The sequence below is a fragment of the Bacillus sp. ABA4_010 genome (assembly GCF_056159105.1).
Genome location: NZ_JBSWUN010000003.1, coordinates 980,360 through 1,005,224 on the forward strand (window position 1 = coordinate 980,360; position 24,865 = coordinate 1,005,224).

A 24,865-nucleotide genomic window follows, 5' to 3' on the forward strand; every position below is an offset into this window, starting at 1 on the left:
AATAATCAAGCAGCGATGATGCTGCTTGATTATTTTAAGTTTATTTTTAGTTAAAGAGTACTCTCGATGGATTCTTTCAATAAGGTTCGGAAGTTCGACCTTTTAAATTTTTGGTTTTAGGAGTATCATAGATTTAGCAACATCTGCCAACGCACAAAATGAATAAGTGCTTAGTTAACTTAGAAATTTATTGTAACGAAGGTGACCGTAATGGAATTTTTCCAAGTGCTCTTGCCGATTTTCGGGATTTTTGCCCTTGGTTTTATCGCTCAAAAGAAGATTGGGTTTGACACGAAAAGTATCTCAACGATGGCCCTATATGTAATGTCACCTGTGCTTGTATTCCGCACTTTTTATACGACGGAATTTAATGTGAATTATGTATATATGACCATCTATACATTTGCTCTTTGTTTTGCAATTATTGCTATCGTTTATACGATTGCCACGATTCGAAAGTATTCTACGGTTGAAACGTGCGGAATGATTTTAGCCTCCGCTTTTATGAATAACGGCAACTACGGAACACCTGTCGTTCTTTTATTGTTTGGAGTTGCAGGTTTAGACTATGCCATTGTCTTAATGGTTATTCAATCACTCGTAATGTGTACGGTCGGGGTATATTATGCAGCGAAAGGAAGTCCGGATGGAGACGGGATTCGTTCAGCCATTCGTGCCGTTCAGCGCATGCCAATGGTATACGGTGCCCTTTTAGGAAGTGTATTTCAATTGTTTCACATTCCGCTTGGCAGCTCGGTGAAACAAGCGGTTGATTTAGTGGCAGATGCCGCCATTCCAACGATCATGATTGTGTTAGGCATGCAACTTGCCAAAATTTCTGTTCGTAATTTGGTGACGGCGAAAATTTCTGTGTCGCTTCTGCTGCGTCTCGGAATCTCTCCGCTTATCGCGTACGGTTTCACATTGTTTTTGCCGGTCGACGAAATGATGAAGCAAATTATGATTATTATGGCAGCGATGCCGACAGCCGCGAACACGACGATGTATGCGCTCCAGTTCAATACAGAACCAGATTTTGTTTCAAGCGCGACACTTGTTAGTACGTCGCTCAGTCTCGCGACGCTTCCTGTTATTTTTATGCTAGTTCTTTAAAGTGCAGTTGCTTACGTTAATGAAAAAAAGATGCCTCTGTAAGAGAAACACATTCTTGCAGGGGCATCCTTTTTTGGTTTAATCTTTACCGTCGTATGTTCAATTTACTTTGAACGAACGGCTTGGATAAGACGGAATAACTGTTTAGTCGTTAAGCGTAAATTATGAAATGCGACATGTCGATCCATCGCTTGTTCAAGCGACATTGGCGCGGTCACAATGGAGAAGTAAGATGTGATACCAAGCTCATTTAAGGCAGCTGTTTCTTCTGTAATTCCCCCAGCTAAAGCGATGACCGGAATGCCATGCTTATGAGCCAGTTCCGCGACACCGAGAGGGGCTTTCCCCATAGACGTTTGCCCGTCCATTTTTCCTTCACCTGTAATGACAAAATTTACTCCATTCATCTTTTCTTCCATTTTAATGACATCTAAAATAAGTTGAATGCCTGATTGAAGGCGAGCATTCAAAAAGCCGGCAAAAGCTGCGCCGAGTCCGCCTGCTGCTCCGGCACCAGCAATGTGATGAATATCGATATTTAACTGTTCGGCCACTACTTGTGCAAAATGTTCTAATCCTTTATCGAGTGTTTTCACCATGTCGGGTGAGGCTCCTTTTTGCGGAGCAAAAATATGAGCTGCTCCATTTGGGCCGTAAAGAGGGTTGTTCACATCACATGCAACGTGGAATGTACATTCTTTTAAAAGCGGGTGCACATTTGTGATATCAATGGAGTGAATATGTTGCAGTTCTTTTCCCCCTAAACCGACTTTTTCTTTGTTTTCATTTAAAAAGGAAAAACCTAATGCTTGAAGCATGCCAACTCCTGCGTCGTTTGTTGCACTGCCCCCGAGTCCAATAACGAATTCACGGCACCCTTTTTCAATCGCATCACAAATGAGCTCACCGACCCCGTATGTTGTCGTTACGAACGGGTTGCGTTGTTCATCAGGAACGAGTGGCAAACCGCATGCGGCGGCTACTTCGATGACAGCTGTCTGTTCGCTTCCTAAGATTCCGTACACGGCTTCTACTTTCTCATGTAGCGGACCTGTGATCTCTTTCTGAATAAATTGTCCACCTGTTGCTTCAACTAATGCTTCCACTGTTCCTTCTCCCCCGTCTGCTAAAGGGAGTGTAAGGATTTTAGCATCAGGATAGACATCTTTTATTCCAAGTGAAATGGCTTCACTTCCATCTATTGAAGAAATACTGCCTTTAAACGAGTCAATAGCAATTAAAACTTTCATTGAGTGGTTCCTCCTCGTAATTCATCTTGATATAAAGTATAGAGGAGCAAGAGGGAAGATGTAATGGACGGCATGCCAAAGAATAAGGGGACTTGTTGTTCTGCATAACAAAAACGCCTCAAGCTAAAAGGCTTGAAGCAAAAGGGCGATGTATAGTTTGACTGAATCATGATAATTTCTTGGATTGACACCTGTTTTTTCGGCAATTTTATCGAGCCGGTATTGCAGTGTGTTTTTATGAATGAACAGTTCTTCTGCTGTCTTTTTTAAGGAGAGGTCCTGCTCATAATAAGTATAGAGGAGTGTCATTTCTTCTTTAGAGAGTTTTCCAATTAGCTTTTTTGTATAATCGTCTTTTACGTCTTGATCAATGTTTTCCAACATCAATTCAAGATCTAATCGTTTGTACTCACAAATACTCACTTGTTTCAATAGCGCATATTTTAATGCGAGCTTTGCCTTTTTGTACGAGTGCTCAAGTTTTTCTAAAGAAGTAATCTGGCCGATCCCGATGGAAAAATGCTGTTGGATCGCCGGTAATGAAGCAGGTAATGCTTGAATGACCGCGTTATAGTTGGATTCATTCATAATGAGGACATATTGATTCGGGAAGACATATGTAAATAGCTTAATACCATGCTTTAAAAAGAGATGATGAATCCGAGAGGCAGATGAATTATTCCACTCGGGCAAATGAACGACGGCAGCAAATGCCTTTTCTTCTAGTTCATAATGAAGCTGCTGTAAGGTCTCTTGCATGAAAGCATTCCTTTTGTCATTTTCAAAAATAAGCATCCGAACGATGGCTGAACGCTGCTCATCTAAAGAATGACCTTTGCTAAGCATTATTTGTTCTTTAATTAGTACTTCGGTAATTTTTGTCAGGAGAAAGCCGAGTGTTTGGCATTCTTCAGGATCACCAGAGATGCCAATAATCCCAAGCATTTGGCCATCAATGACAACTGGATAATTAATGCCCATTTTTGTGCCTTTGAATAGGTCATTTTCAGTCACTTCAATGCTGCTTCCTTTTTCATGAACTTGAAAAGCAGCTTCATGAAACGTGTTCACTCGACTCGGGTCTGTGCTGGCAATGATTTTGCCGTTTAATTGCATGAAGTTAATATGTTTTCCAATGACTTCTTTTGCCGCATCGACAATGGTTTGGGCTAGAGCGCTGCTAATTTGAAATGCTTCGTTCATTGCTGACATCCTTTTCGTTAAATTCTTGTTTGAAACACGTCTTTTCTATATGATATAGAAATTCCTGCACTTTTGATATAATAGACCAATCAAGAGTGCCGATTTTAGAAAAGATGTGTAGAGGTGATGGTCAAAATGCATTTTGAAGACCGAGTTCAAAAATTTGAATATAAATTAAACGACACAGATGACCAAATTGTTGAATTTATCATAAAAAATAAAAAAGAGGTCGTCAACTTATCGATTCAGTCGCTGGCTGCTAATTTATTTACCGTTCCGAATACGGTTACAAGACTTTGTCGTAAACTTGGGTACGATGGTTATTCTCATTTGAAAAATAGTTTAAAAGAGGAGATTAATGAAGAAAAAGAAGAAGCAGCAGATAGCCTGCATTTTAATCTCCATCAAACTTTCAACTTAATTGATATGGAAAAAATACAGATGGTGTGCAAAATGATTCAGCATGCTAAAAAGGTTCTTTTCTATGGGGTAGGAGATACAGGATTGTTTTGTGAGATGCTTGTGAAGAATTTGAAGATTGTTGGTAAGCAATCTGATTTTTATATGCATCGCCATGAAGTGATACATAATGTCCGCCAACTGGATGAGGAAGATGTTTTTATTCTACTCAGTTTATCAGGAGAAACACCTCAAGTACTCGAAATAGCGCAATTAGCGAAGGAGCAAGGCATTAAAATGATCTCTCTTACTCATTTTAATCGAAATTCTTTGCAGCAATTAGCCGATGTTAATTTATATTGTTATGCACCGAAGAAAACGTTGAACGGTTTTAATATTACTGATAAAACCCCTTTGATGGTGGTTGTGCAAACATTATCCGAATACTACTGGGAATTTGCGGAAGATGTGTATAAATACACATGAAAGCGCTTTTCAAAATCCCGTTTGTGTAAAAATAAGAAGAAAAGCTCTTCTTATTTTTTTTGTGCTACGATTAAGTTGTGAATTCACAACAGAGAAAAAAAGGGGGTTTAAACATGTTATTACAAAATCTTTCGTCGCCAGCATTAATTAGCACGAAACAACCCTTTCACTCCAAAGATGAGGTAATCAAATACTTGATTAACAAATTGGATGAAGCAGGGAAGCTGAATTCCAAAGAAGGCTTTTATCAAGCGGTTATAGATAGAGAGGCGTTGTCTCCTACAGGCTTTGAAGGCGGCTTGGCGATTCCCCACGGGAAATCATCAGCGGTAAAAGAAGCGGCTTTCGCAATTGCGACGCTGCAAAAACCGTTAAAAGATTGGGAAAGCATTGATCCAAGTAATGAAGTGGAATTAGTTATCTTATTGGCCATTCCAGAAACGGAAGCAGGTTCTACCCATCTTTCGTTACTATCTGAATTTGTCACAAGATTATCGAACGAAACATATAAAAAGCGCTTACTTGATTCTCAAACAAGCGAAGAGATGTTTGAAAACTTGGACAAGCAAGATGAAGAAAAAGAAACAGCAGCTGTGAAGCAACTTGGCAAAACGATTTTAGCTGTTACGGCATGTCCAGCTGGAATTGCTCATACTTACATGGCAGCAGAAGCGCTTGTAAAGGCGGGGAAAGAATTAGGTGTCGATGTATTTGTTGAAAAACAAGGTGCTAACGGCATTGAAGATCGTCACACGAAAGAACAGCTAAGTAAAGCAGATGCTGTTGTGTTCTCCGTAGACGTAGCTGTAAAAAATGAAGAGAGATACAGTCATCTTCCGAAGGTGAAGACACCTGTTGCTGCTCCGCTCAAAAACGCAAAGGGTATTTTAGAGCAAGCATTAGCGAAAAGTGAACAAACACCGAAAACAGAGCAGGCCATTTCTGAAAGCGCTTCTTTTGAAGAAGAAAGCGATAAAAAATCGTTTAAAACAGAAGTGAAGGATTCCATTTTAACAGGGATTTCTTACATTATTCCACTTATCGTAGCGGGTGGTATGACATTAGCAGTGGCCGTTTTATTATCTCAAGCGTTTGATCTTCAAGAGCTTTATGCTACAGAAGGTTCATGGCTTTGGTTATTAAGACAGCTCGGCGGAACGTTATTAGGTACATTGATGGTGCCGGTTCTTGCTGCATACATGGCTTACTCAATCGCAGATAAACCAGCCCTCGGTCCAGGTTTTGCCGCAGGTGTTGCAGCCAACTTAATTGGCAGCGGTTTCCTTGGTGGGATGCTTGGAGGTCTTTTAGCTGGTTTCTTCTTGAAATATTTAAAACAAACAATTAAACCAAAAGGTACATTTGCTGGATTCATTAGTTTCTGGGTATATCCGGTTGTCGGAACACTTGTGGTCGGTTCCATCATGCTTTTTGTGATCGGAAAACCGCTTGCGTTCTTGAATCAAGGATTAATTAACTGGTTAGAAGGCATGTCTGGAACAAATGCCATTATTTTAGGGGCGCTTTTAGGGGCAATGGTTTCCTTTGACCTTGGTGGTCCTGTTAATAAAGCAGCATATACGTTCTGTATCGGAGCAATGGCAACAGGTAACTTTGTTCCTTATGCGACCTTTGCTTCTGTCAAGATGGTATCTGGTTTCTCTATTACGGGAGCAACGATGCTTGGACAAAAGTATTTCAATAAAGAAGAGCAAGAAGTTGGAAAACAAACTTGGTTGCTAGTATTAGCCGGGATTACAGAAGGGGCCATTCCGTTTGCTATGAGAGATCCTCTACGTGTTATTCCATCTCTTATCGTCGGGTCAGCGATTACAGGAGCGATTGTTTCTTATTCGCAAATTGGCTTAAACGTACCGGGTGCAGGGATTTTCTCTCTAGCATTATTGCAAGGTCAACCATTATTAAAAGCAGCAGGTATTTGGTTTGGAGCGGCGGTCCTTGGGGCACTTGTTTCCATGGTCCTGCTCATCCTCACACGTAAAGGCAGAATAAAGAAGGAAAAAAATCAAAAGTCATCACAAGCTGCGTAATGCGGCTTGTGGGACTCAAATTGTCCATTTTCTTTTAACCAAAAAATGAAGTGATCGGAGGACATCATGAAAAAAGTTCATATCGTACCACATATGCATTGGGATAGAGAGTGGTATTTTTCCACAGAGGAATCTAGAATTCTTTTAGTCAACAATATGGAAGAAATCATGGAGATGTTGGAGACTAATCCAGACTATCCGCATTATATTTTAGACGGACAAACAGCGGTTTTAGAAGATTACTTTGCGGTTAAACCGGAAAATAAAGAGCGCGTGAAAAAGCTTGTGCAGCAAGGGAAGTTGATAATCGGCCCATGGTATACGCAAACAGATGAAATGGTTGTGGGCGGGGAATCAATCGTTCGTAACTTGCTATACGGAATGAAAGATTGTGAAGGATTTGGTAGCCATATGCAAATCGGTTATCTTCCAGATTCATTCGGGCAATCTGCGCAAATGCCGCAAATTTTGAATGGATTTGATATTAAATACTCCATTTTCTGGCGTGGAACATCAGAGCGTCACGGCACAAATAAAACAGAATTTTATTGGGAAACAGACGAAGGCTCAAAAGTTCTTGTTCAATTATTCCCATTAGGTTATGCCATCGGAAAATACTTACCTGAAGATGAAGAAAAGCTTCAAGAGCGCATTGATAAATATTTCAAGGTATTAGATCGCGGTGCGACGACGGAAAACATTATCTTACCGAACGGTCATGACCAAATGCCAATTCAGAAAAACATCTTTACCATTATGGAGAAGCTTCGTAAGTTATATCCAGAGCGTGAATTTTTCTTAAGCAAGTATGAAAATGTTTTTGCTGAATTAGAAAAGCAAGAAGATTTACCGACGTTAAAAGGTGAATTTTTAGATGGAAAATATGCGCGTGTTCACCGCAGCATCTATTCTACTCGTATGGATATTAAAGCAGCAAATGCGAGAATTGAAAGTAAAATTACGAACATTTTAGAACCAATTGCATCCATTGCCTACAGCTTAGGTTTTGAATATCATCACGGCTTAATTGAACTGATTTGGAAAGAAATCATGAAAAACCATGCCCATGATAGCATCGGTTGCTGCTGTTCAGATAAAGTTCATCAAGAAATCTTCAATCGCTTCTTCTTAGCTGAAGAAAAAGTAGATCAGCTGATTGAGTACTATAAGAGAAAAATTGTGGATTCAATTGACACAGAATCAAATGATGACCGTCTTACAGCGTTTAACTTGCTTCCTTACGAACGTGAAGAAGTGATTACAACATCTGTTATCACAAAGATGAAGAGCTTTAAGCTAGTAGATGAAAATGGAAACGAAGTTCCATTTGAGGTCATCGATCAAGAAATTATGGATCCAGGCTTAATTGACCGTCAAATCGTCCATTACGGAAACTATGATCCATTCGTGAACTATACGGTTCAGCTAAAAGATCGCATTCCGTCAATGGGATACAAAACATATTTTGTTACGGAAAATGACAAAGAAATGACCAATTCAATTGCCCAAACAGATGTATTAAATACAGAATTTTACGAAATTTCAGTTAATAGTAACGGGACATTGAATATTTTAGACAAAAAGCTTAACAAAACATTCCGTGACGTTCTTCTGCTTGAAAATGGCGGGGACGATGGGGATGAGTATGATTTCTCTCCACTTGCACACGAAACATTAATTTACAGCGACAAAGTAGACGCAAAGGTAGACATTAAACAAAACCAATATGCGGCTGTAATCGATATTCGATATACGCTTGAAGTTCCTGGAGATTTAGAGAAACGAAAAGAGCAAATCGTCGATGGATCTGTTGATGTTCATGTGACTGTAACGGTTCCAAACGATAAACGAATCATCGACGTAACGTTCGAACTAGACAATCATGCGAAAGATCACCGTCTAAGAGCGCTTATTCCGACAGGCATCGCTTCTGCCTTCTCGGTTTCTGATAACCAATTTGGTTTCATTAAGCGTGATGTATACGATAGTGCGATGGATGTTTGGGAGAAAGAAGATTGGGATGAGCGTCCAGACTCCATTTACCCAATGTTAACATTTGTTGGCTTATCAAACGAAGAATACGGCATGAGTGTACTAACAAACAGCACGAGAGAGTTTGAAATTGTTGGTGAGCAATATGACACAATGGCAATTACATTGTTTAGAAGCATCGGAGTTCTTGGGAAAGAAGAGCTAGTGAGAAGACCTGGCCGTCCTTCTGGTATTAAATTGCCTACTCCAGATTCTCAAATGCTCGGCAAGCTTGTACTAGACTTTGCGATTGTCACACATGAGCAGTCAACATTAAAAGCAAATGTGGCCCGTACAGCAAAAGAATATGTAACGCCAATTCATCTTTACAATAAAATTCCGTACAATGCGATGAAGCTGAACGATGCTAATGTGAAAACACCGATGTCGTTCACGCTTTTACAAGAAACGCAATCAGACGCTGTGTTAAGCACGTTAAAGAAAGCAGAAAAAACGGACCAATTAGCGATTCGTTTTTACAATGCAACGGAGGAAGAAAGAACAGCTTCCTTCCAAATTAATCGTGCAGTTGAGAACGCCTATGCAGCGAATTTAAATGAAAAACCGCTACAAGCGTTAGCGACAGAAGGCAACAAAGTAGAAGCACAAGTAAAAACGAATCAAGTGAAAACCATTCTTTTCCAATAAATAGAGGCGAGAATGAACTAATCTTTTTTTAGTAATGCGTAAAGAGACACTACTCTTTTGGTGCATAAAGATTCCGTGACGGTTTCTAATCATAAGAATAAGTGTCTTTTTACGTTCATTTTAAACGTGCAATCATGATGAGGTGACGAAACTATGAAACACCCAATCTTTTTTGCTCCTATTTTTCAGGAAAGAATATGGGGCGGAGACAAATTAAAAACTGTTTTTCATTACGACATTCCATCAAGCAATGTAGGGGAATGTTGGGCCATATCTGCTCATCCGAACGGGCAGTCTGTCGTTCGAGGTGGGGAATATGAGGGCTATACGCTAGAAGACTTATGGAATAACAAACGCGAACTGTTCGGAAATTTAGATGGAGAAAAGTTTCCGTTGTTAATTAAAATTTTGGATGCTAACGATGATTTATCGGTACAAGTTCATCCTGATGATGCGTATGCGAATGAGCATGAAAACGGTGAGTTTGGAAAAACGGAGTGCTGGTATATTATTGACTGCGAAGAAGATGCAGAGCTTATTTTCGGACATGAAGCACAGTCCAAAGAAGAGCTAGTGAACATGATGAATGAAGGCAATTGGGACAGACTCCTTCGACGTGTGAAAATTAAAAAAGGCGACTTTTTCTATGTTCCAAGCGGAACGGTACATGCGCTTTGCAAAGGAACGCTCGTGTTAGAAACACAACAAAATTCCGATACGACCTATCGTTTGTATGACTACGATCGAAGAGATGCTGAAGGAAACTTGCGTGAACTCCATTTAGAAAAATCAAAGAATGTTATTACGGTTCCACACGAAGCTGAGCAAGTGACGTTCCAAACGGAAGAAGCGGCCGGAAAGAAAGTTACGACCTTTATTGAAAATGACTATTTTTCCGTTTCAAAATGGGAAATAGATGGAGAAGTTTCGTTCGATCAGCCATATCCATTTTTACTATGCAGTGTCATTGAAGGGGAAGGCTCATTAGTGCAAGGTGAAGAAGAATATGTGTTAACAAAAGGAACACATTTCTTATTGCCGTATGAATTTACGGCGTTTCAGTTGAAAGGAAACATGGAATTAATTGTATCTCATATTTAAAAATAAAATACCTCTTGAATAAAGATGTATAATTATAATATACTTTCAAAAGAACAATACAACATGGAGGAATTAAAAATGACTGAAAAAATGTTTACAATTACAGATCCAACAGGAATTCACGCGCGTCCAGCGACAACTTTAGTACAAGCAGCAAGCAAATTTGATGCTGATATTAACTTAGAATACAACGGTAAAGCTGTAAACTTAAAATCTATCATGGGTGTAATGTCTTTAGGCATTCCAAACGGTGCGGAAATTAAAATTACTGCTGAAGGTTCTGACGCACAAGAGGCTGTTGCTGCTTTAGCAGAAACAATGAAAAACGCAGGTTTAGCTGAATAATGACAAAAGAAATTTCAGGCATTGCCGCGTCAAGCGGCATTGCTTTTGCCAAAGCATTTCGTCTTGAACACCCAGATTTAACCGTTGAAAAAACAGCTGTAGCCGATATTGAGGCAGAAATTGCACGCTTTGAACAAGCGCTTGCAACATCGACATCAGAACTTGAAGTGATTAAAGAACATGCGCGTAAAGAGCTTGGCGAAGATAAAGCCGACATTTTTGCGGCGCATCTTCTTGTTTTAAGCGATCCAGAGCTTATTAATCCGATTAAAGATAAAATTAAAACGGACCAAGTGAATGCTGAGTTTGCGTTAAATGAAGTCGCGACGATGTTCATTCAAATGTTCGAGTCTATGGACAATGAATATATGAAAGAGCGTGCAGCCGACATTCGCGACGTTACGAAGCGTGTACTTGCTCACCTTCTTGGTGTGACTATTGCGAACCCAAGCATGATTTCAGAAGAAGTTATCATCATCGCAGAAGACTTAACACCTTCTGATACAGCCCAGTTAAACCGTCAATATGTTAAAGGCTTTACAACCGACATCGGCGGCCGTACGTCTCACTCGGCAATTATGGCACGTTCGATGGAAATTCCAGCTGTTGTTGGAGCGAAAACGGTCACAGCTGACATTGCCAACGGTGTGCTTGTCATTGTTGATGGATTAGACGGTCAAGTTATCGTCGACCCAACACCGGAAACGGTTCAAGCTTACGAAGAGAAAAAAGCCGCTTACGAAGCACAAAAAGCAGAGTGGGCGAAGCTTGTGAATGAACAAACCGTTTCAGCGGACCATCACCATGTGGAGTTAGCGGCAAATATCGGAACACCAGATGACGTCAAAGGTGTGCTTGAAAACGGCGGGGAAGGTGTCGGGTTATACCGTACAGAATTCCTTTACATGGGCCGTGACACGCTTCCGACGGAAGAAGAGCAATTTGATGCTTACAAAACCGTATTAGAGCGTATGGAAGGCAAACCAGTCGTTGTCCGTACATTAGATATCGGTGGAGATAAAGAGCTTCCGTACTTAGATCTTCCGAAAGAAATGAACCCATTCTTAGGGTTCCGTGCTATCCGTCTATGTTTAGAAATGCAAGATATGTTCCGTACACAGCTTCGTGCGTTATTACGTGCTAGCACATACGGCAACTTAAAAATTATGTTCCCAATGATTGCGACGCTTGATGAATTCCGCCAAGCAAAAGCAATCTTAATGGAAGAAAAAGCAAAACTTCAAGCAGAAGGTGTAGCGGTTTCCGAGGAAATTGAAGTGGGAATGATGGTTGAAATTCCTTCTTCGGCGGTCATTGCTGATTTATTCGCGAAAGAAGTAGATTTCTTCTCAATCGGAACAAATGATTTAATTCAATATACATTGGCGGCTGACCGTATGAACGAACGCGTGTCTTATTTATATCAGCCGTACAATCCGGCGATTCTTCGCCTCATTAAAATGGTCATCGACGCGGCTCATAAAGAAGGCAAATGGGCTGGAATGTGCGGCGAGATGGCTGGCGATGAAATCGCTGTTCCAATCCTTTTAGGACTTGGACTAGACGAGTTCTCCATGAGTGCAACATCGATTTTAAAAGCACGTTCTCAAATCCGTCACTTATCAAAAGCGGAAATTGAACAACATGTAGAGACGATTCTTTCGATGAATACAACATCAGAAGTTGAGCAATTTGTTCGCAATACATGGATGAAATAATCGCCTATATGTAAAAAAGCGTCCCCCACTGGAATCTTTCAGTGGGGGACGCCTTTTTTTAGCATATATGAACATTTTAAGAACAGGTCATAACGTTTACATGGTGTTGTTGAAGTGGAAGTAAAAATTCTGGATCAATCTTATTGGTAATGATGCAATCAGGTACATCAATTGTAGCTACTTGATAAAGGCCGCGTTTTCCGAATTTATGTTCATCAACAAGTAAGGTCCAAGTAGCAGAGATTTCTTGAATTTTTTTAAAAATATACGAACTAATGGCGTGGTTGACTGTAAGGCCCGCCATTAAATCAATACCGGTCACACTTGTAAAAGCTTTATCTACATAAATTCCTTTAAAGTATTCATCCACTCGTTCCGAGCTTGTTGAAATCATTCCATCTTGATAAACAATTTCGCCTCCAACAAAAAATACTCTTTTTATGTGTGGAATCAATTCATTTAGCGCATTCACATTATTCGTGACAACTGTAATATCTTTTATTTCTTTTAATTGCTTCGAAAGTAAATAACACGTCGATCCAGAGCCAAGAAAAATAGTATCGCCTTTTTGAATTTGAGTGGCTGCGAGTTGAGAGACAAGCTCTTTTGCGGATGAGTATTCAATGTCGTCTTTTGTGGAAATGTCTTGGTCTGGCTCTTCGATTAAAATGGCTCCGCCAAATGTTTTTTTTAAAAATCCCTCCTCTTGCAGTTTCTCTAAATCTTTGCGAACCGTTACATCGCTGACGTTTAATGCCTCCGTTAGCATCGAAATAGTAATGCTTTTATGCTTTTTCATCATATCTTTAATCGTTTCAATTCGTTGTGCTGCGAACATTATGTTCCCTCTTTTCGTTATAAGTAATGGCATCCTCTTTGTATCCCTTTTCATTCATTTAAACATAAAAGAAATAAAAAATAAATAAATATAACAAAAACAAAGAAAAAGAAACGTTTGTTAAAGATTAATAAGGCAAAAGGTAAAAAAATGTAATGAACGTTTAAAAAATTCAGAAAAATATGTTGAATTTTTATAAAATATAAAATAGAATAACAAATAAGAAGAATATTCAGAAACAAAAGAAAGGAGTTGGAATAAAAAAAAACAAAATGAAAAAATTTATAATTCGTTGAAAGCGATTACGTTGAGATTTAATGAACGAAAAGGGGGATGGGCAATGAAAAAAAGAAGCCGGATTGCTGGCGTATTGTTAATTGTGATGAGTTTGTTGATTTTTACAGGGTGTTCGCAAGGGGCAGGAGCCAACCCAGATCAAACGGTTATCGGTGCATCACTGCCAAGTTTTGATGATAAGTGGATGACATACTTAATTGATGGGGTAAAAAATCGTGAAAAAGAACTGGGAGATATTGAAGTTCGCTACACGGATGCGATCAATGACCCAAGCAAGCAGCTTGCTCAAGTAGAAAACTTTATTTCACAAAAAGTAGATGCTATTTTCATAGTTCCAGTTGAATCCGAATCAATGGGAATTATTGCAGATAAAGCGCAAGCAGCTAACATTCCACTTATTGTCGTCAATCGAATTTTTGATGATGTGGATAAAGCCAAAGCATTTGTTGGCTCTGAATCGATGGAAGCAGGCGTACTACAAATGGAGGAAGTAGCTAAACGACTTGATGGAAAAGGAAACATTGCCATTTTGAAAGGGCGTTTAGGACATGAAGCACAGATTAAACGTACAGAAGGAAACTTGCAAGTAATCGAAGAAAATCCAGACATGAAGGTAGTCATGGAAGCAGCTGGTGACTGGGATCGAGCTAAAGCACTGCAAATTATGGAAAACTGGCTGAAATCAGGAAAGAAAATTGATGCCGTTGTAGCGAATAATGATGAAATGGCGATTGGAGCAATTATGGCGATTAAAGCAGCAGGGATGCTTGATGAAATCATTGTAGCAGGTGTAGATGCCACTCCAGATGCTCTTGAGTTCATTCAAAATGGGGAAATGAATGTAACGGTTTATCAAGATGCGGTTGGACAAGGTGCAAGTGGATTAGACATAGCAGTGAAAGTGGCAAAAGGGGAAGAGGTTGAGCATAAAACGTGGATTCCATTTGAGCTTGTTACATCGGACAATGTGGATGAGTATGTGAAGAAATGGCAATAAAGTAAGCGCTTTACTTAAGGTGTGCTTATCTTCATGATTAAGCGGAAGCGTGAGGTGCCCATACGTTTTTACAGTCATAACGACAAGCATCATATGGGCGGCTTTCTTCACGGTGAACAAAACGGGGGGGATGGAAATGAATGATCAATATCTTCTTGAAATGAAAAATATTACGAAAGAGTTTCCAGGTGTAAAAGCGCTCGATCGTGTTCAGTTAAACATTCGTAAAGGTTCTGTTCACGCCTTAATGGGGGAGAACGGGGCTGGAAAATCAACACTAATGAAAATCTTAATTGGGATTTATAAGCAAGACGAAGGAACGGTTACCTTTAAAGGACAGGAACTACGGTCTTCCAATATTTATGAAGCACTCAATAAAGGCATTTCGATGATTCATCAAGAACTGAGTCCTGTTCCACATATGACAGCAGCTGAAAATATTTTTTTAGGAAGAGAACCAACAATCGGCAAATCTCCGTGGGTTGATCAAAAGCAGTTAGTAGAACAAACAAAGCAATTGTTTGAACGACTGGAAATTAGCATTGACCCGCGAACAAAAATGAAAGACTTGAGCATTGCGAACATGCAGATGGTTGAAATTGCGAAGGCCATTTCGTATGAATCTGATCTCATTATTATGGATGAACCGACATCTGCTATTACGGATAAGGAAGTCGCGCATTTATTTAAAATTATTCGGACGTTGCAAAAAGAAGGCGTATCGGTGATTTACATCTCTCATAAAATGGATGAAATTTTTGATATTTGTGATGAAATTACCGTGTTTCGTGACGGCCAATATGTGTCGACACATAGGGCGAGCGAATTGAATCAGGACCGGTTAATTGAGCTGATGGTTGGTCGCGAACTTGAAGAGGTGTTTTATAAAGAGTTCGCTGAAATTAAAGATGTGTTCTTATCTGTTCGTCATCTATCGAAGAAAGGACAATTCCAAGATGTCAGCTTTGAGGTGAAACGGGGGGAAATTTTAGGATTCGCCGGGTTGATGGGATCGGGTAGGACGGAGATTATGGAAAGCTTATTCGGCATTTATCCGCCGGATGAAGGCGAGCTTTTCATTGAAGGAAAGCAAGTGAAAATTCAAACGCCACAAGATGCCATTCGGTATAAAATCGGTCTGCTGACAGAAGACCGAAAGCAAAGTGGATTGTTTTTACCACTTTCCGTTCAAGATAATATGCTGACTGTCGGAATTGATCACTATGTGAAAAAAGGCTTTTTGCATGATAAAAAAATTACCGAGCATTGCGAAGAAGAACGAAGAAGACTTGCAATTAAAACGCCGAATCTCCAACAAGCCATTAAATTTTTGAGCGGAGGAAATCAGCAGAAGGCTTTGTTGGCCAGATGGTTGCTCAATGATCCTGATTTGCTGATTTTAGATGAGCCGACGCGGGGAATTGATGTCGGTGCAAAATCAGAGATTCATAAATTAATGTGTGAGCTGGCGAAACGAGGAAAAGCCATTATTATGATTTCATCCGAACTTCCAGAAGTGTTAGGACTAAGTGACCGAATCATCGTCATGCATGATGGGGAAGTAACAGGGGAATTGTCACGGGAGGAAGCCACACAAGAGCGGGTTATGCAGCTTGCTACAGGAAAAGCGCCGAAAGTAAGCATAAGTGCGGGATAAAAAAGGGGGAGAAGAGAAATGCAAGCAAAAACGACGGTGGATTCAAGTTTACCAAAACGGCAAGCATTTTCGAAAACGTTTGTTCAACTATTTCAGCGTTACGGAATCGGCATGATTTTAATTGGGATTATCATCCTTATGTCTATTTTATCACCGGCCTTTTTAGATGTTGGAAACTTAATGAATGTCATTAAGCAAGTAAGCGTTATCGGCATTATAGCGGTCGGTGTCACAATCGTCATCATTACAACGGGAATTGATCTATCCTCAGGGTCTGTTATTGCCTTCGTCTCTGTTGTTGCCGCAAGCTTCGGACATCCTGGAACACCGCTTATCGTATCGCTTGCGATCGGTTTATCACTTGGAGCACTCGCTGGATTCATTAACGGTATGCTTATTACTAAAGGAAACATTCCGCCGTTTATCGTGACATTAGGAATGATGACTGCTGCACGTGGAGCAGCTCTCTTATACAGTGACGGCCGTCCGATTGGGGATTTATCACCATCGTTCCAGTTTATCGGAAGCGGTACACTTCTTGGCATCCCAGTGCCGATTGTGCTTTTTGCCCTTGTCGCCATCGTGTCACACCTTTTATTAAGCAAAACGAAGTACGGAAAATACACATACGCTATTGGTGGAAACGAGCATGCGGCAGTTATATGTGGTGTGAATGTTAACCGAATGAAACTCATGATTTATACGTATGCCGGGTTATTAGCAGGCTTAGCTGGAATTATTTTAACCGCACGTGTTAGCTCGGGGCAACCAAGTGCTGGAATGGCGTATGAACTTGATGCAATTGCAGCGGCTGTTATTGGGGGCACAAGTTTAGCAGGTGGAATTGGAACAATTGGTGGAACCGTAATTGGCGCTTTAATCATTGGTGTTTTAAACAATGGTTTGGACCTTTTGAACGTGTCTTCTTACTGGCAGCAAATTTTAAAAGGAGCCATTATTGTCACGGCTATTTACTTCGACTCGAAAAAAAATCGGTAAAAATTTCATTTTTTACTGGAAAAGGTAAGCGCTTTACCTCATAGTAAAAGTAAAAATATTCAAAAAAAGGAGAGAATTGAAAATGAAAAAAGTAAAAGTAGGAATTGTTGGATTAGGAAGACTTGGAATGGATCACGCACGAAATATTGCATTTAATATTCCAAATGCCGAGCTTTTCGCGGCTTGCAGCGTTATGCAGCACGAAGTGGATTATGTGCAAAACAACTGGGGAGTGCCGCACGGCTATACCGATTATCAAGAAATGCTGAAAAATAAGGAAATTGATGCTATCGCCATTATTTCACCATCACCGGAGCATTGCTGGCAAATTGAAGCAGCGCTTGATGCTGGATTCCACGTCTTTACGGAAAAGCCGCTTGGTGTAACGATTGAAGAATGTAAAATTGCCGAAAAAGCAGTAGAGCGAAACGAAGATAAAATATTGATGATTGGCTTCATGCGCAGATACGACCCTTCTTATGCCTATGCAAAGAAAAAAATTGAAGAAGGTGCCATTGGAAAACCAATTTTAGTACGGGCAACAAGCATTGACCCGGAAAGCACGATTGAAGGAGCGATTCGTTTTGCGGCGACGAGCGGCGGATTGTTTTTAGATATGGCTGTTCATGATATTGATCTTGCTAGATGGTTTTTACAATCAGATGCAAAAAGTGTATATGCGACAGGCGGCTGCTATTTGCATGAAGAGTTTGCCGAGTATGGGGATGGAGACAACGTGGCGGCATTAATGCATTTTGAAAATGGGACAATGGCGATGTTCCACTCTGGTCGAAATGCACCGCACGGTTATCATGTCGAAACGGAAATTGTCGGTACGCATGGAACATTGCGCATCGGTGCGGTTCCGCAAAAAAATGAAGTGGTCATTTTCGATCTTCACGGAGCACGAAAAGAATGTGTATCTGGATTCCCTGAGCGATTTAAAGAAGCCTACCGATTGGAAGTACAAGAGTTCATTGATTGCATTATTGAAAACAGAAAGCCAGATATCTCCGTTTATGATGGAACGAAGGTAACAGAAATTGCGTATGCCGCAACGGAATCTTTCCGTGAAAATAAACTTGTGACAATCGGTGCGAAATCCGTAACGGGGGTTAAGTAAGATGAAAAAGCTAAAAATCGGCGTTGTCGGTCTTGGGCGACTGGGCATTAAGCATGCGGAAAATGTGGCATTTAAGCTTCCGCATGCGGAGCTTACGGCAGTTTGTGCTAGAACGAAAGAAAAAGTAGAAACGGTACAAAAGGAGTGGAATGTGCCGTACGGCTACACCAACTATGAAGAAATGGTGGCAAATGACGAACTTGATGCAGTCGTCATTGCCTCCGCTTCAACAGAGCATTGCCAGCAAATTGAAGCGGCTCTTCAAGCCGGCTTGCACGTCTTTTGTGAAAAGCCGCTTGGTGTCAGCATCGAAGAATGTCAAAGAATTGAGCAAATAGTGGAAGCTCATCCTGATCAAGTATTTATGCTCGGTTTTATGAGGCGATATGACCCGGCTTATGCATACGCTAAACAAAAAATTGAAGAAGGTGCCATCGGCAACCCGATTTTAGTGCGCTGCTATAGTCTTGATCCTGAAGCGTTAATAGATGGCTTGCTTCGCTTTTCGGCTACAAGCGGCGGGTTATTTATTGATATGGGCGTACATGACATTGACCTTGCTAGATGGCTGCTAGGGTCAGATGCCCAAAGCGTATATGCGCTTGGGGACTGCTATATGCATGAGGAATTGAAGCAACACGGCGATGTGGATAACGCAACGGCGATTATGAAATTTAAAAACGGGACAATCGGCCTTTTTTACAGCGGTCGGACAGCACCACACGGCTATCATATCGAAACAGAAATTGTTGGGACACATGGGACTTTAAGAGTCAGTCCTGTTCCAGAAAAAAATGAAGTCATGATTTTTAATGGGCATGGAGCGGTTAACGAATGTATTCCAGACTTTCTTGAACGTTTTGAACAAGCGTTTCTTCTCGAACTGAAGCAGTTTGTCGAGTGCGTTCGAGAACAACGTGCTCCTGACATTACGGTACATGACGGTACAAAAGCAACAGAGATTGCGTATGCGGCGACGGAGTCACTTCGGAAAAACGAGGTCGTTTATTTATAAAAGCAGAAAGGAGCGCGAAGAAGATGAATCATTTACCATTCATTCAAGAAAAAACGCTTGATGTTATTGCGATTGGACGAATTGGGGTCGATTTAAATGCCAATGAAGTCAATTGTCCGATGGAAGAAGTGGTAACCTTCACGAAAACGGTTGGAGGGTCACCGGCTAATATCGCGTTTGGAACGGCGCGTTTAGGGCTGAAAACAGGCTTTATCGGCAAAGTGGCAGATGACGGGTTAGGGCGCTATTGTGTGAAAGCGCTGAAAGACAACAATGTAGATACGTCTAATATTTTTATCGATCAAACAGGGGCGCGAAACGGGCTTGCGTTTACGGAGATTTTAAGTCCGAGCGATTGTCGTCACATTTTATATAGAGATAATGTCGCAGATTTAAAACTAGACCCGGCTGAAATAAGTGAACAATATATTCAGCAGGCGAAAATGCTTCTTATTTCAGGAACGGCATTAGCGAAAAGTCCATCGAGAGAAGCTGTTTTCACAGCGCTTGAGTATGCTAGAAAGCATGGAACCATCGTTGTATTTGATATTGATTACCGTCCATATTCATGGAATTCAGTGGAAGAAACAGCAAGCTATTATAATTTAGCTGCTGAAAAATGTGATGTCATCATCGGAACGCGTGAAGAATTTAACATGATGGAAATGGTAACAAACAAAGGAAATGATGATGACTATGTGACCGCTGAAAAGTGGTTTCACCACCATGCGAAAATCGTCGTCATTAAACATGGAAGCGAAGGATCTAAGGCATATACGAATAAAGGAGAAGAGTTTAAGGGAACGGTGTTTAAAACGAAAGTATTAAAAACGTTTGGAGCAGGCGATTCCTTTGCGGCAGGCTTTATGTATGGGTTAGCAGAAGGGTGGTCCATTGATCGATGCCTAGAATTTGGAAGCGCCTCTGCAGCGATTGTTATTTCGAAAAATTCGTGCTCAGAAGCGATGCCAACGGTTTTGGATGTCCAGCAATTTATTGAAGCAAGCAAAGAGGGGGAGCGGGTGTGATCACAAATTTCATTGACATTATGAAACATGCAGCGAACAACCATCAAGCCATTGCTGCATTCAATGTATTTGGCTATGAAGATGCGGCCGCAGTTGTTCGTGCAGCAGAGCAAGTGAATGCGCCGATTTTGCTTGCGACGAATAAATTAGCCATTGATCATATGCCGGTTGAGTATTGGGGAAAATTGCTCCGTTCCTTAGCTGAAGATGCATCTGTGCCAGTAGCCGTCCATTTAGACCATGCTAAAGATTATGACATTACCGCAAAAGCGATTAAAAGCGGCTATACGACCGTCATGTATGATGGCTCCCATTTGCCATTCGCCGAAAATGTACGCAATACGAAAGAAATTGTGAAAATGGCACATGCATTTGGGGTGCCAGTCGAAGGTGAAATCGGAAAATTATCGTACGTCGATATACCAGGTTATGAGACAGAATACACCGATCCAAAAGAAGCGAAAGAGTTTGCAGAGCAAACAGGAGTGGATTGGTTGGCGGTATCAGTTGGAACCGTCCAGCGGATGCAAAAACAGCAGGCATCAATCCAATTTGATCGGCTTGAAGCGATTCAAAAAAATGTGAATGTTCCGCTCGTCATTCACGGCTCAACAGGCATTTCCGATGGAGATTTGCGAAAGCTGACAACTTATCAAGTGGCAAAAGTGAATATTGGGACGGCTCTTCGCGTTGCTTTCGGGCAGGCGCTGACAGAGGAGATTTATAAAGAACCAACTCAATATGACCGACTAAAACTGTTTCAAAAACCGATGGATATGGTCGAGCAAGAAGCGAAAAGAAAGCTCGAATTGCTTGGGTTCCAAGCAACAGCCAATGCAACCGCATAGGGGAGGGGATTATTGATGGAAACAATTCGTTTAACAATGGCGCAAGCACTGATTAAATTTTTGGATCGTCAATACATTAAAGTAGATGGAAAAGAGCATAAATTTATCAAAGGCATGATGGGCATTTTCGGACATGGAAATGTCGTCGGTTTAGGGGAAGCGCTTGAACAAAACAAAGAAATTATGCCGTTTTATCAAGGGAAAAATGAACAAGAAATTGCTCATGCCGCCATGGCGTATGCGAAGCAAAAGCGCCGTAAGGAAATTTTTGCAGTGACAGCATCCATTGGCCCAGGGTCAGCTAATATGGTGACAGCTGCCGCAACAGCAACGGTTAACCGTATTCCAGTTTTGTTTTTACCATCGGATAATTTTGCTTCACGTCAACCCGACCCTGTTTTGCAGCAAGTTGAAAATGCGATGGATTATACCGTATCTGTGACCGATTGCTTTAAGCCTGTCAGCAAATATTGGGATCGAATTGTTCGGCCAGAACAGCTTATGACCGCTTGCATGCAGGCGATGCGCGTGTTGACAGATCCAGCGGAAACAGGAGCAGTTACACTTGCACTGCCGCAAGATGTTCAAGCAGAAGCCTTTGATTATCCGGTTTCCTTTTTTGAAAAGCGTGTCCATATCATGGAACGTCGTCCGGTTTCAGAAGAAGCGCTTGAAAAAGCAGTAGGACTGATTGCGAAAAAGAAAAAACCACTTATTATTTGTGGCGGTGGTGTTCGTTACAGCGAGGCAGCTGAAGAGCTGAAAGCATTCGCTGAGCGCTTTCACATTCCATTTGGAGAAACTCAAACCGGAAAAGGCAACATTTCTTGGAACCACCCGTACAATTTAGGCGGAGCAGGTGTGTGTGGAACGTTAGCTGCCAATCGTCTTGCAAAAGAAGCGGATTTAATTATTGCAATCGGAACTCGTTTGAACGACTTTGCCACCTCATCGAAGCGAGCGTACGAACATCCAGATGTTGATGTGTTGGCGATTAATGTGAATACGCTTGATGCTGCGAAGATGAATGCGTATTCGCTCGTTGCTGATGCGAAAAAAGCGCTTACTTCTTTGGCAGAAGAGCTTGAAAAGATCGGTTATCGCTCTGGCTATGAACATGAAATTGAACAAGCGAAAGTAGATTGGAATGCCGAGCTTGCGAGATTAGCAGAAATTGAACTTGAAAACGGATTATCACAAACGCGTGTGCTGATGGACTTAAATGAGCTTCTTGATGAAGATGCTGTCGTTGTAGCAGCAGCTGGCAGCTTACCGTCCGATTTAGAGCGTATTTGGAAGCCGACTATTCCCGATACGTATCATTTAGAATACGGATTCTCTTGCATGGGCTATGAAGTACCTGGAGCTATGGGAGCAAAGCTTGCGAATCCGGAGCGCGAAGTATACGCCTTTCTTGGCGACGGCGGCTATTTGATGGCACATACAGAACTTTATACGAGCATTCAAGAAGGTATTAAGATTAATATATTGCTATTTGATAACAACGGCTTTCAGTGTATTCATAATTTACAGCGTTCCAAAGGAATTGAAAGCTTCGGAAATGAGTTCCGTCGCAGAGAGCATGAAACAGGCGGTTTGACAGGTGATTATGTACCGATTGATTTTGCTAAAAATGCTGAAAGCTACGGGGCAAAAGCGTATACCGTATCAACGCTTGAGCAGTTACAAGAAGCGGTAGAGCAAGCGAAACATGAAACGGTTTCAACACTTATTCATATTAATGTGCTTCCGGGCACGATGACAGAAGGATATGAAAGTTTTTGGCGCGTTGGGGTGCCAGCTGTATCTGAAAACGAAAACGTACAAGCAGCGTATCAAAAAATGAGCGAAGAAGTGAAGAAAGCAAGCGTTTATTAAGAGGCGGATAGAGGAGGAACAAAGGATGTTAACAGCTGAAAAAGTAAAGCTTGGATGTGCGCCAATTAACTGGACAAATGACGATTTACCGGAGCTTGGGGGATCTTTAACATTCGAACAATGCATCAGTGAAATGGCATTAGCCGGTTTTTCAGGCAGTGAAATCGGTACGAAATATCCGAAAGAGCGGGATGCGTTAAATAAGGCACTGCATTTGCGTAATTTAACGATTTGCAACGGCTGGTTCAGCAGTTACTTGACAACGAAGCCAAAAGAAGAAACGATTGCTGCTTTTATCGAGCACCGTGACTTTTTATATGATGTCGGCGCACGTGTCATCGGTGTCGGAGAGGTTGGGAGCACCATTCACGGGAATGAAAGAGAGCCGCTTTTTGCTAACCGTCCGTACTTAAGTGATGAGCAGTTTCAAGCGTTAGCGAGCGGTTTAGAAGAGCTTGGGCGTTTAGCGCAAGAAAAAGGAATGGAAGTGGCGTTTCATTATCATGTCGGAACAGGCATCGAAACTTTAGAAGAAATTGACCGTTTAATGAACATGACCAATCCAAATCTTGTACATTTACTATTTGATACCGGTCATGCAACGGTCGCTGGAGAAGACCCGCTTCGCATTTTACAAAAATATGCCCAACGTGTACGCCATGTTCATATTAAAGATGTCAGAAGCGATGTGCTAGAACGAACAAAAAGAGAAGGACTAAGCTTTCTTCAAGCAGTCAAGGCAGGATTGTTCACTGTTCCGGGTGATGGCAATATGGTCGACATGGACGCAGTATTTCGCTTGCTGGACGAAGCGAACTATGAAGGGTGGATTGTGGTCGAAGCAGAACAAGATCCTCATCAAGCTGATCCGCTTGAATATGCAATGAAGGCACGTCGTTTTATTAAAGAAAAAACAGGCTTGTAAAAAGGAGGCGTACCGATGAGTGAGTTAATTGTAAAAAAAGGGGAACGAAATGAAGAGGGAATGGTGCTGCAAGTAACGCCGGAATCAGCAGGCTGGCAGTATGTCGGGTTTGAAGTGTATGAATTAAAGCAAGGTGAAACCTTAAAAAAGGAAACGGTCGAAAAAGAAGTTTGCCTCGTTTTATTAAGTGGCTATGCGAATGTTAGAACGAAAGAAAAGCAGTTTTCTTCGATTGGAAAACGGATGAGTGTATTTGAATGGATTCCGCCTTTTTCCGTTTACGTTCCGTCAAATGATGAGTATGAAATCGAAGCGTTAACTGACATTGAATTGGCGATTTGCTCAGCTCCTGGTAAGGGAACGCATGAAGCGAGACTTATCGCTCCGGAAGATGTCGGTGTTGAAAAGCGAGGAAGCGGCAGCATTACACGGCACATTCATAACATTTTGCCTGAGCAAAGTGAAGCCGACAGCTTGCTTGTGGTGGAAGTGCTTACACCGCAAGGGAACTGGTCTGGTTTCCCGCCACATAAACATGATGAAAATAACTTACCGCATGAATCTTATTTAGAAGAAACATATTACCATAAAATTAATCCAGAGCAAGGCTTTGCTTACCAACGTGTTTACACGGATGACCGTTCATTAGATGAAAATATGATTGTCAAAAATAATCAAACGGTGCTCGTCCCGAAAGGCTATCATCCAGTAGCAGCCCCTCCAGGTTACGATGTGTACTTTTTAAATGTTATGGCAGGACCAGTGCGCACGTGGAAGTTTAAGAATGACCCAGAGCATGAATGGATTATGGAACATGTTAAAGTATATTGATGTCGAACAAAGGGCATGACCAAAAAGCGGTCATGCCCTTTGTTCGAGAAAATGATGTTGTGTGAATAACCGATGCTGGGCTTT

The 24,865-nt window shown here is 41.2% G+C and carries 20 protein-coding genes; 17 read left to right on the forward strand and 3 right to left on the reverse strand.

The window, feature by feature from the left end; genetic code table 11:
- Window positions 1–210 precede the first annotated feature (210 nt).
- On the forward strand, window positions 211–1,113 hold the full coding sequence (locus tag ACXAEO_RS06070) for an AEC family transporter (protein WP_474879167.1): 903 nt from the start codon (window positions 211–213) through the stop codon (window positions 1,111–1,113).
- A 104-nt stretch (window positions 1,114–1,217) separates the two neighbouring features.
- On the opposite strand, the gene ACXAEO_RS06075 is transcribed toward ACXAEO_RS06070, so the two are convergent.
- Entirely contained in the window at window positions 1,218–2,363 is a 1,146-nt protein-coding gene (locus ACXAEO_RS06075; RefSeq protein WP_474879170.1) for a glycerate kinase, read from the reverse strand.
- Between the two features lie 123 nt (window positions 2,364–2,486).
- A complete protein-coding gene (locus ACXAEO_RS06080; protein ID WP_474879172.1) occupies window positions 2,487–3,566 on the reverse strand; it encodes a CdaR family transcriptional regulator in 1,080 nt (359 codons plus the stop codon).
- A gap of 135 nt (window positions 3,567–3,701) precedes the next feature.
- Here ACXAEO_RS06080 and ACXAEO_RS06085 point away from each other — a divergent pair, with 135 nt between their 5' ends.
- The 6 genes from ACXAEO_RS06085 to ptsP all read left to right on the forward strand — a co-directional run bounded on the left by ACXAEO_RS06085 (window position 3,702) and on the right by ptsP (window position 12,345).
- Entirely contained in the window at window positions 3,702–4,451 is a 750-nt protein-coding gene (locus ACXAEO_RS06085) for a MurR/RpiR family transcriptional regulator (RefSeq protein ID WP_474879175.1), read from the forward strand.
- 113 nt (window positions 4,452–4,564) lie between these two features.
- Complete coding sequence (mngA, locus tag ACXAEO_RS06090) at window positions 4,565–6,502, forward strand: PTS 2-O-a-mannosyl-D-glycerate transporter subunit IIABC (protein ID WP_474879177.1); 1,938 nt, start codon at window positions 4,565–4,567, stop codon at window positions 6,500–6,502.
- A 66-nt stretch (window positions 6,503–6,568) separates the two neighbouring features.
- The gene (mngB, locus tag ACXAEO_RS06095) at window positions 6,569–9,181 is read left to right on the forward strand and encodes a mannosylglycerate hydrolase (RefSeq protein WP_474879179.1); all 2,613 of its coding nucleotides are present in this window, start codon (window positions 6,569–6,571) and stop codon (window positions 9,179–9,181) included.
- 153 nt (window positions 9,182–9,334) lie between these two features.
- Window positions 9,335–10,282 (forward strand): mannose-6-phosphate isomerase, class I, encoded by a 948-nt coding sequence (gene manA / locus ACXAEO_RS06100; RefSeq protein ID WP_474879181.1) that lies wholly within the window; start codon window positions 9,335–9,337, stop codon window positions 10,280–10,282.
- A 78-nt stretch (window positions 10,283–10,360) separates the two neighbouring features.
- Window positions 10,361–10,627, forward strand: a complete 267-nt coding sequence (locus tag ACXAEO_RS06105) for a phosphocarrier protein HPr (protein WP_474879186.1) — start codon at window positions 10,361–10,363, stop codon at window positions 10,625–10,627.
- Complete coding sequence (ptsP, locus tag ACXAEO_RS06110) at window positions 10,627–12,345, forward strand: phosphoenolpyruvate--protein phosphotransferase (RefSeq protein WP_474879189.1); 1,719 nt, start codon at window positions 10,627–10,629, stop codon at window positions 12,343–12,345. The genes ACXAEO_RS06105 and ptsP overlap by 1 nt, the downstream gene beginning before the upstream one ends.
- 76 nt (window positions 12,346–12,421) lie before the next feature.
- Here ptsP and ACXAEO_RS06115 read toward each other — a convergent pair whose 3' ends face one another.
- Window positions 12,422–13,183, reverse strand: coding sequence for a DeoR/GlpR family DNA-binding transcription regulator (locus ACXAEO_RS06115; protein ID WP_474879193.1), 762 nt, complete (start codon window positions 13,181–13,183; stop codon window positions 12,422–12,424).
- A gap of 340 nt (window positions 13,184–13,523) precedes the next feature.
- Here ACXAEO_RS06115 and ACXAEO_RS06120 point away from each other — a divergent pair, with 340 nt between their 5' ends.
- From ACXAEO_RS06120 to iolB, 10 genes are all read left to right on the forward strand, one after another.
- Window positions 13,524–14,477 (forward strand): sugar ABC transporter substrate-binding protein, encoded by a 954-nt coding sequence (locus tag ACXAEO_RS06120; RefSeq protein WP_474879197.1) that lies wholly within the window; start codon window positions 13,524–13,526, stop codon window positions 14,475–14,477.
- Between the two features lie 136 nt (window positions 14,478–14,613).
- A complete protein-coding gene (locus tag ACXAEO_RS06125; protein ID WP_474879199.1) occupies window positions 14,614–16,134 on the forward strand; it encodes a sugar ABC transporter ATP-binding protein in 1,521 nt (506 codons plus the stop codon).
- An 18-nt stretch (window positions 16,135–16,152) separates the two neighbouring features.
- Window positions 16,153–17,133, forward strand: coding sequence for an ABC transporter permease (locus ACXAEO_RS06130; RefSeq protein ID WP_474879201.1), 981 nt, complete (start codon window positions 16,153–16,155; stop codon window positions 17,131–17,133).
- An 82-nt stretch (window positions 17,134–17,215) separates the two neighbouring features.
- Window positions 17,216–18,256 carry an inositol 2-dehydrogenase gene (gene iolG, locus ACXAEO_RS06135; protein WP_474879203.1) on the forward strand — a complete coding sequence of 347 codons (1,041 nt, stop codon included), beginning with the start codon at window positions 17,216–17,218 and terminating at the stop codon, window positions 18,254–18,256.
- A 1-nt stretch (window position 18,257) separates the two neighbouring features.
- Entirely contained in the window at window positions 18,258–19,271 is a 1,014-nt protein-coding gene (iolG, locus tag ACXAEO_RS06140) for an inositol 2-dehydrogenase (protein ID WP_474879205.1), read from the forward strand.
- A 23-nt stretch (window positions 19,272–19,294) separates the two neighbouring features.
- The gene (iolC, locus tag ACXAEO_RS06145) at window positions 19,295–20,299 is read left to right on the forward strand and encodes a 5-dehydro-2-deoxygluconokinase (RefSeq protein ID WP_474879207.1); all 1,005 of its coding nucleotides are present in this window, start codon (window positions 19,295–19,297) and stop codon (window positions 20,297–20,299) included.
- Window positions 20,296–21,147 (forward strand): class II fructose-bisphosphate aldolase, encoded by an 852-nt coding sequence (locus tag ACXAEO_RS06150; protein WP_474879209.1) that lies wholly within the window; start codon window positions 20,296–20,298, stop codon window positions 21,145–21,147. The genes iolC and ACXAEO_RS06150 overlap by 4 nt, the downstream gene beginning before the upstream one ends.
- A 15-nt stretch (window positions 21,148–21,162) precedes the next feature.
- A complete protein-coding gene (gene iolD / locus ACXAEO_RS06155; RefSeq protein WP_474879211.1) occupies window positions 21,163–23,025 on the forward strand; it encodes a 3D-(3,5/4)-trihydroxycyclohexane-1,2-dione acylhydrolase (decyclizing) in 1,863 nt (620 codons plus the stop codon).
- 25 nt (window positions 23,026–23,050) lie between these two features.
- A complete protein-coding gene (iolE, locus tag ACXAEO_RS06160) occupies window positions 23,051–23,950 on the forward strand; it encodes a myo-inosose-2 dehydratase (RefSeq protein ID WP_474879213.1) in 900 nt (299 codons plus the stop codon).
- Window positions 23,951–23,965: 15 nt separating this feature from the next.
- A complete protein-coding gene (gene iolB, locus ACXAEO_RS06165) occupies window positions 23,966–24,781 on the forward strand; it encodes a 5-deoxy-glucuronate isomerase (protein WP_474879217.1) in 816 nt (271 codons plus the stop codon).
- Window positions 24,782–24,865: the final 84 nt, after the last annotated feature.